This window comes from Mitsuaria sp. MSU3D, assembly GCF_056867975.1.
This window is the reverse complement of sequence record NZ_CP200314.1, coordinates 4,723,757-4,739,444: the sequence shown is the minus strand read 5'-3', so window position 1 is coordinate 4,739,444 and position 15,688 is coordinate 4,723,757. Positions and strand designations below refer to the sequence as shown.

11 protein-coding genes are annotated in these 15,688 nt (G+C 67.5%); 4 read left to right on the top strand and 7 right to left on the bottom strand.

Annotated elements, in window-relative coordinates; translation table 11 throughout:
• Positions 1–50: 50 nt before the first annotated feature.
• From AC1VNM_RS20800 to AC1VNM_RS20775, 6 genes are all read right to left on the bottom strand, one after another.
• Positions 51–1,574 (bottom strand): RNA polymerase factor sigma-54, encoded by a 1,524-nt coding sequence (locus AC1VNM_RS20800; protein ID WP_377159227.1) that lies wholly within the window; start codon positions 1,572–1,574, stop codon positions 51–53.
• Between the two features lie 15 nt (positions 1,575–1,589).
• Positions 1,590–2,357 (bottom strand): LPS export ABC transporter ATP-binding protein, encoded by a 768-nt coding sequence (gene lptB / locus AC1VNM_RS20795; RefSeq protein WP_377159229.1) that lies wholly within the window; start codon positions 2,355–2,357, stop codon positions 1,590–1,592.
• On the bottom strand, positions 2,354–2,977 hold the full coding sequence (gene lptA / locus AC1VNM_RS20790) for a lipopolysaccharide transport periplasmic protein LptA (protein ID WP_377159231.1): 624 nt from the start codon (positions 2,975–2,977) through the stop codon (positions 2,354–2,356). The genes lptB and lptA overlap by 4 nt, the downstream gene beginning before the upstream one ends.
• Before the next feature lie 335 nt (positions 2,978–3,312).
• Positions 3,313–5,007 carry an ABC transporter ATP-binding protein gene (locus AC1VNM_RS20785; protein ID WP_483108160.1) on the bottom strand — a complete coding sequence of 565 codons (1,695 nt, stop codon included), beginning with the start codon at positions 5,005–5,007 and terminating at the stop codon, positions 3,313–3,315.
• Between the two features lie 4 nt (positions 5,008–5,011).
• The gene (locus AC1VNM_RS20780; RefSeq protein ID WP_377159235.1) at positions 5,012–6,064 is read right to left on the bottom strand and encodes an ABC transporter permease; all 1,053 of its coding nucleotides are present in this window, start codon (positions 6,062–6,064) and stop codon (positions 5,012–5,014) included.
• Complete coding sequence (locus AC1VNM_RS20775) at positions 6,061–6,999, bottom strand: ABC transporter permease (RefSeq protein ID WP_377159237.1); 939 nt, start codon at positions 6,997–6,999, stop codon at positions 6,061–6,063. The genes AC1VNM_RS20780 and AC1VNM_RS20775 overlap by 4 nt, the downstream gene beginning before the upstream one ends.
• Before the next feature lie 452 nt (positions 7,000–7,451).
• On the opposite strand from AC1VNM_RS20775, the gene AC1VNM_RS20770 reads away from it, so the two are divergent.
• The 4 genes from AC1VNM_RS20770 to AC1VNM_RS20755 all read left to right on the top strand — a co-directional run bounded on the left by AC1VNM_RS20770 (position 7,452) and on the right by AC1VNM_RS20755 (position 15,246).
• On the top strand, positions 7,452–9,218 hold the full coding sequence (locus AC1VNM_RS20770) for an ABC transporter substrate-binding protein (protein WP_483108159.1): 1,767 nt from the start codon (positions 7,452–7,454) through the stop codon (positions 9,216–9,218).
• 16 nt (positions 9,219–9,234) lie between these two features.
• Entirely contained in the window at positions 9,235–11,115 is a 1,881-nt protein-coding gene (locus tag AC1VNM_RS20765; RefSeq protein WP_483108158.1) for an ABC transporter substrate-binding protein, read from the top strand.
• Between the two features lie 33 nt (positions 11,116–11,148).
• Entirely contained in the window at positions 11,149–13,071 is a 1,923-nt protein-coding gene (locus tag AC1VNM_RS20760; protein ID WP_483108157.1) for an ABC transporter substrate-binding protein, read from the top strand.
• 78 nt (positions 13,072–13,149) lie between these two features.
• A complete protein-coding gene (locus AC1VNM_RS20755) occupies positions 13,150–15,246 on the top strand; it encodes an acetoacetate--CoA ligase (protein ID WP_483108156.1) in 2,097 nt (698 codons plus the stop codon).
• Between the two features lie 21 nt (positions 15,247–15,267).
• Here AC1VNM_RS20755 and AC1VNM_RS20750 read toward each other — a convergent pair whose 3' ends face one another.
• The gene (locus AC1VNM_RS20750) at positions 15,268–15,675 is read right to left on the bottom strand and encodes a hypothetical protein (RefSeq protein WP_483108155.1); all 408 of its coding nucleotides are present in this window, start codon (positions 15,673–15,675) and stop codon (positions 15,268–15,270) included.
• Positions 15,676–15,688: the final 13 nt, after the last annotated feature.

Below are 15,688 nucleotides of genomic sequence, written 5' to 3'. Positions count from 1 at the left end.
GCTTGCGGGAGAGGGCAGGGGTGAGGGCCAGCGGCGGTGGCAGTGCGACGTCAGCGCGACTTGCGCAGATTGGCCGGCGCGAGCTTGAGCGCCTCGCGGTACTTCGCGACGGTGCGTCGCGCCACGGTGATGCCCTGCTCGCCGAGCATCGTCGACAGCTGGCTGTCGGACAGCGGGCTGGTGGTGTCCTCGGCCGCGATGAACTGCTTGATCAGCGCGCGCACCGCCGTGCTGGACGCATTGCCGCCGGCCTCGGTCGACAGGCTCGACCCGAAGAAGTACTTCAGCTCGAAGGTGCCCCACGGCGTCGCCATGTACTTGGCGGTCGTGACGCGAGAGATCGTCGATTCATGCAAGCCCAGCTCGTCCGCGATCTCGCGCAGCACCAGCGGCTTCATCGCCAGCTCGCCGTGCGTGAAGAATCCGCGCTGGCGCTCGACGATCGCCTCGCTGACACGCTGGATCGTGTCGAAGCGCTGCTGGATGTTCTTGATGAACCAGCGCGCCTCCTGCAGCTGCCCGCCCAGCGGCGAGTTGCTCACGCCGCCGCGCGTCGCGCGCAGCGCCTGCGCGTAGAGATCGTTGATGCGCAGCTTGGGCAGCACGTCCGGGTTGATGGAGACGCGGAAATTACGCCCCGCCTTCTGCACGATCACGTCGGGGATGACGGGCCGGTTCTCGCTGCGCGCGTAGCGACGGCCCGGCTTGGGCTCCAGGCCGGCGATCAGCGATTGCCCGTCGCGCAGCAGCTCCTCGTCGGCGCCGGTCAGCGACATCAGCCGGCGCCAGTCGCGCTTGGCGAGCAGGTCCAGGTGCCGGCGGCAGATCACGATCGCCAGCGCCTGCTCGGGCGAGCGCGGCAGCGTGCGCAGCTGCAGCTCCAGGCACTCGCCGAGGTCGCGCGCGCCGACACCGGCGGGCTCCATCGACTGCAGCCACTTGAGCGCGACCTTGAAGCGGTCCAGCAGCTCCTCGCGCTGCTCCAGATCGGCGTCCTCGCCGAGGATCGCGGCGACCAGCTCCTCGAGCGGGTCCTCCAGATAACCGTCCTCGTTGAGCGATTCGATCAGCGCCAGCAGCGCCGCGCGATCCACCGCGCTCAGGTTCATGCCGGGGATCTGTCCGCGCAGCACGTCCTGCAGCGATTCGTCGGGCGCTTCGGTCTCGGGCCGCTCGTCGTCGTCCCCGGACGAGGAGGACGCGCTGCCCGGCGTTTCGCGGATGCCGTCGAAGTCGTCACGCTCGGTGCCGTTCTCCCAGTCGTCGCGTTCGGTGGTGCCGAATTCCTCGGCACGCATCTCGTCGCCCGCGGGCGTGTCGCCGGCGGGCGCGTCCGACTCGGTCTGCGCGACGCGCTCCTCGCGTTCCTCGCGCTCGGTCAGGCGCTCCTGCGTGGCGGTCGGCAGCGGGGCGTCGAATTCCTCGTCGGTCTCCAGCAGCGGGTTGCTCGCGAGCATCTGCTCCACCTCCTGGTGGAGCTCCAGCGTCGACAACTGCAACAGACGGATGGACTGCTGCAGCTGAGGCGTCAGCGCAAGATGCTGGGACAGGCGAACCTGTAGCGTCGGCCTCATGTCGACTCCCGGCCCTTACATCTTGAAGTGTTCGCCGAGGTAGACCCTGCGCACGTCCTGATGCTCGACGATGTGCTGGGGCGTGCCTTCGGCGAGCACCGCCCCTTCGCTGATGATGTAGGCGCGGTCGCAGATGCCCAGCGTCTCGCGCACGTTGTGGTCGGTGATCAGCACGCCGATGCCGCGCTGCTTCAGGAAGCGGATGATCCGCTGGATCTCCAGCACCGCGATCGGGTCGACGCCGGCGAAGGGCTCGTCCAGCAGGATGAAGCGCGGCTGCGTGGCCAGCGCGCGGGCGATCTCGACGCGGCGGCGCTCGCCGCCGGACAGCGCCGGCGCGGGCGTGTCGCGCAGCTTTTCGATCGACAGCTCGTTGAGCAGCTTGTCCAGCTCCGCGTCGATGCGCGACGAGGGCCAGGCCTTGCCCTTCTCGTCGAGCTGCAGCTCCAGCACGGCGCGGATGTTCTCCTCGACGTTGAGCTTGCGGAAAATCGACGCCTCCTGCGGCAGGTAGCTCAGCCCCATGCGCGCGCGCTGGTGGATGGGCATCGTCTGCACCGGCTGGCCGTCGATCTGGATCTCGCCGGCATCGGCGCGGACCAGGCCCACGATCATGTAGAAACTGGTCGTCTTGCCGGCACCGTTCGGGCCGAGCAGGCCGATCACCTCGCCGCTGTGCAGGTCGATGTGGACGTCCTTGACCACCTTCCTGACGCCGTAAGACTTCTGCAGCCCCCAGGCCTGGAGGCGGCTCCGGGGAGCGTTCGTGCGGGCTTCCGTCATTGCTGGGGGGACTGGCGAGGCGTCAGGTTGATGCTGGGGCGCAACGGCAGCGGGGCGCTGCTGGCGGGCGGCGGTTCGCTCGCGGCGTTGCGCGGCATCAGCACGACACGGCCGCGGCCGCTCGGATGCGGCGAACCGGCGCCGGTCTCGACGATCAGGCGTTCAGTGCGGTTGTCGTAGTTCAGCGTGGCGCCGGAGAGCGCCTGCTTCAGCTGGTCGCCCTGCATCACCCGCGCTTCGGCGTTGCCGACCAGGCGGATGGTCTCGGTGCGGGTGTCGTATTCGATCTGGTCGGCGCGGCCTTCGATGCGCTCGCCGGGGGTGTCACGGTCCTGGCGAAAATGCACCTGCTTGGCGGAGGTGCCGTTGGCGTAGGCCTGGTAGTAGCCGTCGCTGGTCTCCTGGACGTCCATCCGGTCGGCGCGCAGCTCCATCGAGCCCTTGGTCATGATCACGTTGCCGTTGAACTCGGACCGCTGCTTGACCTTGTCGATCGCGCCTTCACGATCGAAGACCAGGTTCAGGGGCTTGGCGCGGTCGTCCTTCGCGGCCTGCGACAAAGGCGCGGCCAAGGCCAGCGCGAGCGCGGTCGACAACAGCAAAGGGCGGCGAAGCGACATGGGGGGATCCTGACGGCACAAAACTTGCTGGCCATTCTAGCCATCGCTGGAGGAGCGAGCAGGAGGTCGTCCCGCGTGAGCGAGGGGCTAGTCTTCGCGCTTGTGGAAAGTTCGGTTTTGGTGCATTCGGGGGCGGGCGGGGGCAAGGGGTTGAGGGACCGAGCGGGAGCCGACCGAACAGGGGCCCCTTTTCTCCATGCCTGGGGCCAGAGGCCCCAGGCCTTCGCTAGGCACAAACAGTCCTCAGGACTGTTTGTGTCCGAGCGAAGTCCCTCCGCCGGCGGAGCCGGCAATTCCGTCCTTGACCTCCGAAAAGGGGCCCCTGTCCGGTCGGCTCAGGCGACGCTCGCTGTGGGCTCCGTGCCTTGATAGCCGCGTGGGACGGCACCCAACAGACGCTTGGTGTACTCCTGCTTGGGTGCTGCCAGCAGCGCGCGGGCATCGGCCTGCTCGACGACGTCGCCGTGCTGCATGACCAGGACCTCGTCGGAGATGAACTTCACCACCGCCAGGTCATGGCTGATGAAGATGTAGCTCAGGCCGAATTCGTCCTGCAGATCCTTCAGCAGGTTCAGCACCTGGGCCTGGACCGAGACGTCCAGCGCCGAGACGGCCTCGTCCAGCACCAGCACTTCCGGCTGCAGCGTCAGGCAGCGCGCGATGGCGATGCGCTGGCGCTGGCCGCCGGAGAACTCGTGCGGATACTTGTGCAGCGCCGACTCGTCCAGCCCGACCTTCTTCAGCAACGCGCTGGCCGTGGCCACGCGTTCGTCGTGGCTCTTGCCGATGCCGTGGATCTCCATCGGCTCCAGCAGCGTCTGCGCGATCGTGAAGCGCGGGTTCAGCGAGGCATACGGGTTCTGGAAGACGACCTGGATCCGGCGGCGCATCTTCTGCCAGTCCGGCCCGTTCATCTTCAGCAGGTCCTTGCCCTCGAAGAGCACCTCGCCGCCGGTGGGCTCGTGCAGCCGCAGCAGCGTCAGGCCCATCGTGGTCTTGCCCGAGCCGGACTCGCCCACCACGCCCAGCGTGTGACCCTTGCGCAGCTGGAAGTCGACACCCTTGACCGCCTTGAACTCGGTCTTGCTGAACAGGCCCGACTTGAAGAAGAAGCTCTTCCTCAGACCCTTGACCTCGAGGATCACCGGCGCATTCGGATCCTTCGCCTTGCCCGTGCCCTCGGACACCAGACGGCCGGCGATGTGGTCGTCGATGACCATCAGCCGCGCCGGGTTCTCCGTCAGCGACGGCCGGCAGGCCAGCAGCGCCTTCGTGTAGGCGTCCTGCGGGTGGTGGAAGATGTCCGCCACCGGCGCCTGCTCACGGACCTCGCCATGACGCATGACGACGACGTGGTCGGCGATCTCGCCCACCACGCCCAGGTCGTGCGAGATGAACAGCATGCTCATCCGGTGCGATTCCTTCAGGCGCGCGAGCAGCTCCATCACCTGGCGCTGGATGGTCACGTCCAGCGCGGTGGTCGGCTCGTCGGCGATCAGCAGCTTGGGGCTGCAGGCCAGCGCCACCGCGATCATCACGCGCTGTTGCTGGCCGCCGGACATCTCGTGCGGATAGCTCTTCAGGCGCCGCTTGGGGTCGGGGATGCCGACCTCGTTGAGCAGCTCCTCGGCACGCACCAGCGCCTGGCGCCGGCTCATGCCCAGGTGCTTGATCAGCGGCTCCATGATCTGGTCCGCGACCGGGAACACCGGGTTCAAGGAACTCATCGGATCCTGGAACACGCAGGCGATCTCGCGCCCGCGCACCGACTGCAGTTCGCGCAGCGAGGTCTTCAGCAGGTCGCGGCCCTGGAACAGGATCGCGCCGGTGCGCTCGGCGTTGTCGGGCAGCAGGTTGAGGATGGACATCGCCGTGACGCTCTTGCCCGAGCCCGACTCGCCCACCAGCGCCACCGTGCGGTTCTCCGGGATGTCGAAGCTGACGCCCTTGACGGCCAGCTGGCGCTGCATGGCGCCGTCGACCTTGCCCATGCGGAAGGCGACCTTCAGGTCTTGAATGCTCAACAGCATGGCGTTACTCCAGACCGCGCAGTTTGGGATCGAGCGCGTCGCGCAGCGCATCCGTGAAGAGGGCGAACGCCGTGACGAACACCGCCATGAAGCCGGTCACCGCGGCCAGCTGCCACCAGTAGCCCAGGATCAGCTCGCTCTGCGCCTCGGCCAGCATCGTGCCCCAGGACACCTGGTCCACGCTGACGCCCAGCCCGAGGTAGGACAGGATGACCTCGCTCTTGATGAAGCCCACCACGTGCAGCGAGAGCTGCACCAGCGCGACGTGCGAGACGTTGGGCAGGATGTGCTTGAACATGCGCGAGCTCTTGCTCGCGCCGATGGCCTCGGCGCTGCGGACGTATTCGCGCACCGAGTGCTTCATGAACTCGGCGCGCACCAGTCGGTAGATGCCGGTCCAGCCCGCCAGGCCCAGGATCATCACCACCGGCAGCACGCCGCGGCCGAAGACCACCGCGAAGGCGAAGATCAGCAGGATGTTGGGCATCGCCGTGAAGACGTTGTAGACCCACTCCAGGAAGTCGCCGACCTTGCCGCCGTAGAAGCCCGACAGCGCGCCCAGCACGGTGCCGATGAGCGTGGCCACCAGCGCGGCCAGGACGCCGACCATGATGGAGATCTCGGCGCCCTTGATGGCCTTGGCCAGCACGTCGCGGCCCAGGCGGTCGCCGCCGAAGGGCAGCGTCTCGGCGCGCGGCGCCTCGTCGGTCTTGTACTGCTTGGCCTTCTCGGTCCACTCGGCGTACTTGGGCGCGAGCGGGTCGATGTCGCTCAGGTCGACGTTCGGGCCCTTGGGCTGCGCGATCGCGCCGGCGCTCTCGGCCGGCGCGGGACCGACGAAGGTCGGCGGCGCGTTGGGCACGCCGGTCTCCTTCTGCCAGTCGCGGGCCACCAGGCCCAGGCCGGCGGCCAGCACCAGCAGCAGCGACAACGCGACGACGACCATCGCGAACATGCCGAGCTTGTCGGACTTCAGACGCCGCCACGAGGCGTACCAGACGCCGCGCGAGCGCTGGGGCTTCACGCCCACGGGTTGGTTGGACAGCACTGCGCTCATTTGAGGACCACCCGCGGGTCAACCAGCTTGTAGAGAAGGTCGGTGATCAGGTTGACCACCATCGTCAGCGCCGCGATGTAGATCGCGAAGGCCTGGATCACCGGATAGTCGTTGCGGTTGACCGCCAGCAGGATCTCGCGGCCCAGGCCGGGGATCGAGAAGAACACCTCCAGCAGGAAGGAGCCGACGAACACCCCCGGCAGCGCCACCGAGATGTTGGTCATGATCGGGATCATCGCGTTGCGCAGCACGTGCTTGAGCAGGATGGTCTTCTCGGTCATGCCCTTGGCGCGCGCGGTGCGGACGTACTCGTGGCCGATCTCGTCAAGGAAGAAGGTGCGGTACAGCCGCGTGTACGGCGACAGCGCGACGGCCACCGCGACCAGCACCGGCAGCGGCGCGTAGGTCGTCAGATTGGTCCACAGCGAATCGCTCCAGCCCTGCACCGGGAACCAGCCCAGGCGGAAGGCGAAGAAGTACTGCGCGACGATCACGTAGACCAGCAGCGAGATGGACACCGCGACCGTCGTGAGGATCATCACCGCGCGGTCCGTGAGGCTGCCGCGCATGTAGGCGACGGCCAGCGCGAACGGGATCGCCAGGATCACCTCGAGCACCAGGATCGGCAGCATCACCGTCAGCGTGGCCGGCATGCGCGTGGCGAAGAGGTTGGCCACGGACTCGTTGGTCGCCCAGCTCTTGCCCCAGTCGAAGGTGACGATCTGCTGCAGGAAGATCCACAGCTGTTCCCACACCGGCTTGTTCAGCCCGAGCTGATCGCGGATGGCCTCGATCTGGTCCTGGCTGGCGTTCAGGCCGCCCAGCACTTCGGCGGGATCACCGCCAAACCATTTGAAGAGGAAGAACACCAGCAGCACGACACCCAGCAAGGTGGGGATCATTTGCCACAGGCGCCTGATGAGATAGGCCGCCATACGCGCGGAACTCCAAGCAAGCGCCGCCGAGCCCGTCTTCGAACGCGGCGACCGATAAAGACAAACCCCGGACGCTTGTGACGGCCGGGGCCTGAGGGTCGAAAACCACGCGCGAGTCTACGTGAGCGCCTGCAAGCCCCGCACCGGCATTTGCCCTGAATCCATCGAAGAAAACTGATGATGGACCCTCGTGGAAACAGGTGTGTTCATCCGCAATGCGCCCCCGCTCGCCCTTGCGTTCAAGCTCTCGGGGTTGTTGGCATGGCGGGCGCGGACATCGCCCACTAGACTGGCGCGCTTTCGAATTCAAGGACGGCATCCAGATGCGACGCGGCACGGCCGGGACACAATCCCAGGCGCTCTTACTTTCGGCATCCCTCGCGTCATCCCTGGCGATCCTGGCGACCCTGACGGCGATCCCGTCGAGCGCGCAGGCCGCTGGCGATGCGCCCGTGAACACGGCCGCGACGGCCCCCGCGCCCAAGGTGCTGCGCTACGCGATCCGCGTCGCGGAGACCGGCTTCGATCCGGTGCAGGTCACCGACCTGTACTCGCGCAACATCACGGCGGCGATCTTCGACGCGCCGCTGCGCTACAGCTACCTGGGCCGCCCGTATCGCCTCGAGCCCAACATCACCGACGGCATGCCCGAGGTCTCCGACGACTTCAAGCGCTTCGTCTTCAAGATCAAGCCCGGCATCTACTTCAACGACGATCCGGCGTTCAAGGGCCAGAAGCGCGAGCTGGTCGCCGACGACCTGGTGTACACGGTCAAGCGCCACTACGACCCGCGCAACAAGAGCGGTCACCTGTATCGCCTCGAAGGCGCGAAGATCCTCGGCCTGTCCGAGGTGCGCGCCGAGGCGCTGAAGAACAAGACGCCGTTCGACTACGCGCGGCCGGTCGACGGCGTGCGCGCGCTGGACCGCTACACGGTCGAGATCCGCGTCGCCAACAGCGATCCGCGCTTCCTCATGCACTTCGCCGATCCGATGGTGGGTCTGATGGCGCGCGAGGTCGTCGAGTTCTACGGCGACCGCATCATGGAACACCCGGTCGGCACCGGCGCCTGGCGCCTCGCCGAGTGGCGCCGTTCGTCGCGCATGGTGCTGGAGAAGAATCCCAACTTCCGCGATGTGCGTTATCACGAGGAAGTCGGCGCGGACCGTCCGCCCGCGCTGGTCGAGGCGGTCAAGCGCCTGCAGGGCCGCAAGCTGCCGATGGTCGACCGCGTCGAGATCTCGGTGATCGAGGAAAGCCAGCCGCGCTGGCTCGCGTTCCTGCGCAAGGAATTCGACTTCATGGACGAGCTGCCGGAGGACTTCGCGCCGGTGGCGATTCCGCAGAACAAGCTCGCGCCCAACCTGGTCAAGGACGGCATGCGGGCGGTCCGCTACGAGCGCGCCGACATCTCGGCCTCCTACTTCAACATGGAGGATCCGGTCGTCGGCGGCTACACGCCGGAGAAGATCGCGCTGCGTCGCGCGATCGCACTGGGCGTCGACGTCGAACGCCAGGTGCGCCTGCCCCGCAAGGGCCAGGCGATCCCCGCGCAGGGGATCATCTCGCCGGGCGTGACCGGCTACGACAAGGCCTTCAAGACCGAGATGAGCCAGTACGACCCCGCACGCGCGAAGGCGCTGCTGGACCTCTACGGCTACGTCGACAAGGACGGCGACGGCTGGCGCGACCTGCCCGACGGCAGCCCCCTGGTGCTCGAGTACGCGACGCAGCCCGACGGCCGCAACCGGCAGCTGGTCGAGCTCTGGCAGAAGGACATGGACGCGCTGAAGGTCCGCATCAAGTTCAAGATCGCCAAGTGGCCGGAGAACCTGAAGGCCGCCAACGCCGGCAAGCTCCAGATGTGGGGCATGGGCTGGAGCGCCGACATCCCCGACGGCGAGAACTTCCTCGGCCTGGCCTACGGCGGCAGCAAGGGCCAGTCGAACAAGGCCCGCTTCGACCTGCCCGAATTCAACGCGCTGTTCCGCAAGCAGCACTCGATGGCCGACGGCCCCGAACGCGTCGCGGTCATGCAGGACGCGCAGCGGCTGCTGACGGCCTACATGCCCTACAAGGTCGAAGTGCATCGCATCTACACCGACATCACCCAGCCCTGGGTGATCGGCTACGACAAGAACCTCTACCAGCGCGACTTCTATACGTTCGTCGACATCGACCCGGATGCGTTGGCCAAGGCTCACGCGAAGAAGCACTGACGCCACGCCGCCGCCCATGACGATGCTCCGCGCCCGACGCTTCCCTTCGATCCTGCGCGGGGCACTCCTCGCGTCCGCGCTGGCGATGGCCGGCGCGAATGCCGGTCATGCGGCGGACGGCGCCAGCGCGCCGACAGGCGCGGCCTCTTCGGCCTCCGCGCCCAAGGTCCTGCGCTACGCCTTCCGCGTCGCGGAGACGGGCTTCGATCCCGCGAAGATCTCCGACATCTATTCGCGGACGATCACGCCCCACATCTTCGAGGGGCTCTACACCTACGACCAGCTCGCGCGCCCCGCACGCATGAAGCCGCTGACCGCGGCGGCGATGCCGGAGACCTCTGACGACTACAAGGTCTGGACGGTGAAGCTGCGCCCGGGCATCCGTTTCGCGGACGCCCCGGCCTTCAAGGGCAAGTCGCGCGAACTGACTGCCGAGGACTATGTGTATTCGATCAAGCGCTTCGCCGACCCGGCGGTGGCGTCGCCGGCCTGGAGCGAAGTCGAGGAACTCCTGCTCGTCGGCCTCAACGAGTACCACGAGCAGGTCCGCAAGTCCGGCAAGCCCTTCGACTACGACAAGCCCATCGAGGGCCTGCGCGCGCTGGACCGCTACACGCTGCAGTTCAAGTCGAAGGAGACGCGGCCGCGCCTGATGGAGGTCTTCGCGCAGGGCGACCTGTACGGCGCCGTCGCGCGCGAGGTGATCGAGGCCTATCCGGGCGATTCGATGGCGCATCCGGTGGGCACGGGGCCGTTCGTGCTCAAGCAGTGGCGGCGCAGTTCGCTGATGGTGCTGGAACGCAACCCCGTCTACCGCGAGCGTTTCTACGACCAGGAAGTGGATCCCGCGCCCGACGACGCGGAGGGCCAGGCGTTGAAGGCGCGCTTCAAGGGCCGGCGCCTGCCCATGGTCGATCGCGTCGAGATCGGCGTCATCGAGGAGAACCAGCCGCGCTGGTTGTCCTTCCTGAACGGCGAGTACGACTTCATCGAGCGCACGCCCGAGGACTTCATCACCCAGGCGATGCCCAACGGCAGGATCGCGCCCAACCTCGAGAAGCAGGGCAAGCACGCGTACCGGACCGTCGCGTCGGACGTGCTGTTCACCGTGTTCAACATGGAGGACCCGGTCATCGGCGGCTACACGCCGGAGAAGATCGCGCTGCGCCGTGCGATCGGGCTGGCGATCGACGTCTCGCGCGAACTGCGCCTGGTGCGTCGCGGACAGGCCATGCTGGCGCAGTCGTTGTACATGCCGGGCACGACCGGCTACGACCCGGACTTCCGCAGCGACATGAGCAGCTTCGACCCGGCGCGCGCGAAGGCGCTGCTCGACCTCTACGGCTACGTCGACAAGGACGGCGACGGTTGGCGCGACAGGCCCGACGGCAGCCCGCTGCTGCTGGAGAGCCTGACCACGCCCGAGCAGTTCCAGCGCCAGATCGACGAGATCGTCCAGAAGAACCTGAACGCGATCGGCCTGCGCATCGCATTCAAGCCGGCGAAGTGGCCGGAGAACCTGAAGTCGCTGCGCGCCGGCAAGTACCAGATCTGGTCGCTGGCGACGTCCGCGTCCAAACCCGACGGGCAGGACTCGCTGGCGCGCATGTACAGCGGTCAGATCGGGGCGCAGAACTACGCGCGATTCCGGCTGCCGGCGGTCGACAAGCTCTACGACGAAGCCTCTCATCTGCCCGACGGGCCGCAACGCATGAAGATCTTCGAGGAGACCAAGCGCTATGCGGTCGCCTACATGCCGTACAAGTACCGCGGCCACCGCTTCATCACCGACATCGCCCAGCCGCAGATGAACGGCTACCGTCGTCCGCAGTTCTGGCTGAACTGGTGGGAGTACGTGGACATCGATCCCGACGCCGCCGCGAAGTTCAAGCACTAGGCCCGACGTTCAAGTTCCGAGGTTCCGACTCCCATGCGCGCACGCTGCCCCGTTCCGTTCCATCGCGCGGTCGCCGCGCTCGCCGCGCTCGCCGCGTTGACACGGAGCGCCGCGGCGCTCGCCGTCGCGGTCGTCGCGGCGTCCGCCACCGTGGCGACGATGGCCCTCGCCGCGCCTCCTCCGGTGGCGAAAGCCTCCGAGGCGCCGCCGCCGGCGAAGCAGGAGGGGCAGGAGAAGGTGCTGCGCTACGCCTTCCTCGTCGCCGAGACCGGCTTCGATCCCGCGCAGTTGAGCGACCTGTACTCGCGCATCGTCACGGCCCACATCTTCGAGTCGCTCTACAACTACGACTACCTCGCGCGGCCGTTCAAGCTCAAGCCCAACACGGCGGCGGAGATGCCGGAGGTCTCGGAGGACTTCCGCACCTGGACGATCAGGATCCGTCCCGGGATCTACTTCGCCGACGATCCGGCGTTCAAGGGCAAGCGGCGCGAGCTGACGGCCGAGGACTACGTCTACAGCCTCAAGCGCTTCTACGACCCGGCGACGAAGGGGCCGCTGTACTCGAGCTTCAAGCAGGAGGGCATCCTCGGCCTGGAGGAACTGCGCGTGGCGGCGCTGAAGACGAAGAAGCCCTTCGACTACGACAAGCCCGTCGAGGGCGTGCGCGCGCTGGACCGCTACACGCTGCAGTTCAAGCTGGCGGAGCCGCGGCCGCGCTTCATCTACAACCTGGCGGGCGGCGACACCTACGGCGCGGTGGCGCGCGAGGTCATCGAGGCCTATGCCGGCAAGACCATGGAGCATCCGGTCGGCACCGGGCCGTTCATGCTGGAGCGCTGGCGGCGCGGTTCGCTGATCCGGCTGGTGAAGAACCCCGGCTACCGCGACGTCTTCTACGACGCGCAACCCAATCCCGGCGACACCGAGGGCGAGCAGATGCTCGCGCGCTTCAAGGGCCGCAAGCTGCCGATGGTGGACGCCGTCGAGGTCAGCATCATCGAAGCCGGTCAGCCGCGTTGGCTGTCCTTCCTGAACCGCGAGTTCGACCTGCTCTACCTGCTGCCCGAGGAATACGCGGACATCGCGATCCCGCACGGCAAACTCGCGCCCAACCTCGACAAGCAGGGGGTGAAGCTGTACCGCGTGCTGGCCAGCGACCGCACGATGTACTACTTCAACATGGAGGATCCGACGGTCGGCGGCTACACGCCGGACAAGGTCGCGCTGCGCCGCGCGATCGGCCTGGCCACCGACGTGCCGACCGAGATCGCCACCACGCGCCGCCACCAGGCGGTGCCCGCGCAGTCGGTCATCGCGCCGGCGACCTGGGGCTACCAGGAGGACTACAAGAGCGAGAACAGTGACTTCGACCTGGCGCGCGCCAAGGCGCTGCTCGACACCTACGGCTACGTCGACAAGGATGGCGACGGCTGGCGCGACAAGCCGGACGGCAGCCCGCTCGTGCTGGAGGTGGCGTCGACGCCGGACTCGCGCTCCAAGCCCTATGACGAGCTGTGGAAACGCGACATGGACAAGCTCGGTGTCCAGATCAAGATCCGCATGGCGCAGTGGCCGGAGAACCTGAAGTCGGCGCGCGCGGGGCAGCTGATGATCTGGCAGTTGGGCTTCAACAGCTCGACGCCGGATGCGCAGCTCGGTCTCGAGCTGCTGTATGGACCGGCGTCCGGCGGGCAGAACCTGGGCCGTTTCAAGCTCGATCGATACGACGAGATCTACCGCCGCATGATGGTGCTGCCCGACGGCCCGGAACGCGCCGAGCTGCTGCGCGAGGCGCAGAAGCTGCTCACCGCCTACATGCCGCAGAAGTTCCGCGTGCACCGCATCGTCACGGACCTCGCGCAGCCGTGGCTGGTCGGCTACCGGCGTCCATTCTTCAACCAGATCTTCTGGCCCTACGTCGACATCGAGACGGACAAGCTGCCGAAGCGCTGAGCGTTTCGCGTCGGTCACGCGCGTGACGGCAAGCCGAAGGGATCTCGGCTACCGTCAGGACTCGACAAGGAGTCCCGCATGCCCCCGACCCCGCAGATCGATCACTACCGCCGTTTCCTGCACGAGCAGCGAGGCCTGGTCTTCGACGACTACGCGTCGCTCTGGGGCTGGTCGGTGACGGAGCTGGACGCGTTCTGGCGCAGCATCTGGGATCACTTCGACCTGCGCTCGGAGACGCCGTTCGAGGCGGCGCTCTGCGAGGAGCGCATGCCCGGCGCGGTCTGGTTCGGCGGCGCGACCCTGAACGTCGCCGCGCAGGCGCTGCGGCATGTCGACGCGGCGGAAGCCGCCGGCCATCCGGCGATCGTGCATGCCAACGAGGCGATGCTCGCGCGCGGCGAGCTCGGCGAGATGCGCTGGTCGGAACTGCGTCGTCAGGTCGGCGCTCTCGCGGCCTCGATGCATGAACTCGGCGTGCGGCGCGGCGACCGCGTCGCCGCCTACCTGCCCAACGTGCCGGCGACGGCGGTCGCTTTCCTTGCCGTCGCGAGCCTCGGCGCGGTGTGGTCGGTGTGCTCGCCCGACATGGGGCCGGTGGCGGTGCTGGACCGCTTCCGCCAGATCGAACCCAAGCTGCTCATCGCCGCCGACGGCGTGCGCTACGCCGGGCAGGACATCGACCGGATGGCGATGCTCGGTCAACTGCTCGACGAGTTGCCGACGGTGACGGACGTCGTGCTGCTCGGCAACCTCGATCCCGAGGCGGACCCGGCGCCGTTGGCCACATCCTCGGGCGCTGCGGGCGCTGCGGGCGCTGCGGGCGCTGCGGGTGCAACGGGTGCAGCGGGTGTGACGAAGACGGCACGCGGCGCGCATCGATGGGACACGCTGATCGCCAACACGCGATCGCACGCGCCGGAGGCGGTGCCCTTCGACCATCCGCTGTGGATCGTCTATTCGAGCGGCACGACCGGTCTGCCCAAGCCGATCGTGCACGGTCACGGCGGCGTGCTGCTGGAGATGCTCAAGGGCTCGATCCACAACAACGTCGGCGCGACGGTGGAGACGGGCGATCGCTTCCACTGGTACAGCTCGACCGGCTGGATCATGTGGAACTGCCAGGTCGGTGCGCTGATGGGCGGCACGACGATCTGCCTGTTCGACGGCAGCCCGGCCGGACCGAAGGAGGCGCCGGACTGGAGCACCTTGTGGCGCTTCGTCGCGCTGTCCGGGGCGACCTTCTTCGGCGCTGGCGCGGCGTTCTACGCGAGCTGTCTGAAGGCCGGCGTCGAGCCGTTGAAACACGGTGACCTGAGCCATCTGCGCGCGATCGGCAGCACGGGCAGTCCGCTGGCGGACGAGAGCTACGACTGGATCTGGGCGAACTGCCCGAAGCCCGACGGCCAGCCGATCTGGATCTGCATCATCAGCGGCGGGACGGACTTCGCCGGCGCGTTCCTGACGGGGCTGATCACGGAGCCGCTGGTGCGCGGCCAGATGCAGGTGCGCAGCCTGGGCGCGGCGGTGCATGCGTTCTCCGAAGTGGATGCGGACGGTCAGGGCCGGCCGCTGATCGACGAGGTCGGCGAGCTCGTCTGCACGCGGCCGATGCCGTCGATGCCGTTGTACTTCTGGGGCGACAAGGACCACGAGCGCTACCTGTCGAGCTACTTCGACATGTACCGCGGCCCCAACGGCGAAGCAATCTGGCGCCACGGCGACTGGCTGCGCGTCACGCCGTCGGGCGGCGGGATCATCTACGGGCGATCGGACGCGACGATCAATCGCCACGGCATCCGGATGGGCACGTCGGAGCTGTACCGCGCGGTGGAGGCGCATCCGGAGGTGCTGGACAGCCTGGTCGTGGACCTGGAGTACCTGGGCCGGCCGAGTTGCCTGCTGCTGTTCGTCCAGCTCCGGGACGGCCTTCCGCTGGACGAGGCGCTGCAGCTGCGCTTGAAGACATCGATCAAGAAGGCGCTGTCGGCGCGCCACGTGCCGGACGAGATCCATCAGGTCGAGGCGATCCCGCGCACGCTGTCAGGCAAGAAGATGGAGCTGCCGATCAAGAAGCTGCTGCTCGGCGCGGCGGCGGAGCAGGTGATGAAGCGCGATGCGATGGCGAACGCCGATGCGGTGGCCTGGTATCAGCGGTTTGCCAAGGACCGCGCGTAGTCCGCGCCCCGACGCCACCTTTCAACGTGTGAGACGTTGGGGGGTCAGAGATGGCGAAGTCACCTCCTCGCAATCGGTCATCAGTTGATGCGCCGCTTTCAACTGTTTGTCGACCAGAGCTTTCGAGATCGGGGCATCCAACTCGTAGTCGGCGATCGCTCGTAGCTCCCGCTGCTGCCTGAGCAACTTGCTGATGGCTACCGATCGCTCCGATTCGACAGCGCTGCAGGCCTGGTCGGGATGCCGAAGCCGCGAGATCAATTGAGCGTGGACGCCACTGAGTGGATCGCATGAGCCGCGCGCCGGAAGGCGACCCTCCCAGGCCAGACATCGGTGGTACGACGCGTAGTACGCGCGCTGGGACGCCTCATCCGAGCGGCATCCGAGTTCACGTGCGAGCCTGTGCCAAGCGCTGGGTTTGTTGGACATGACGAGCTCCAGG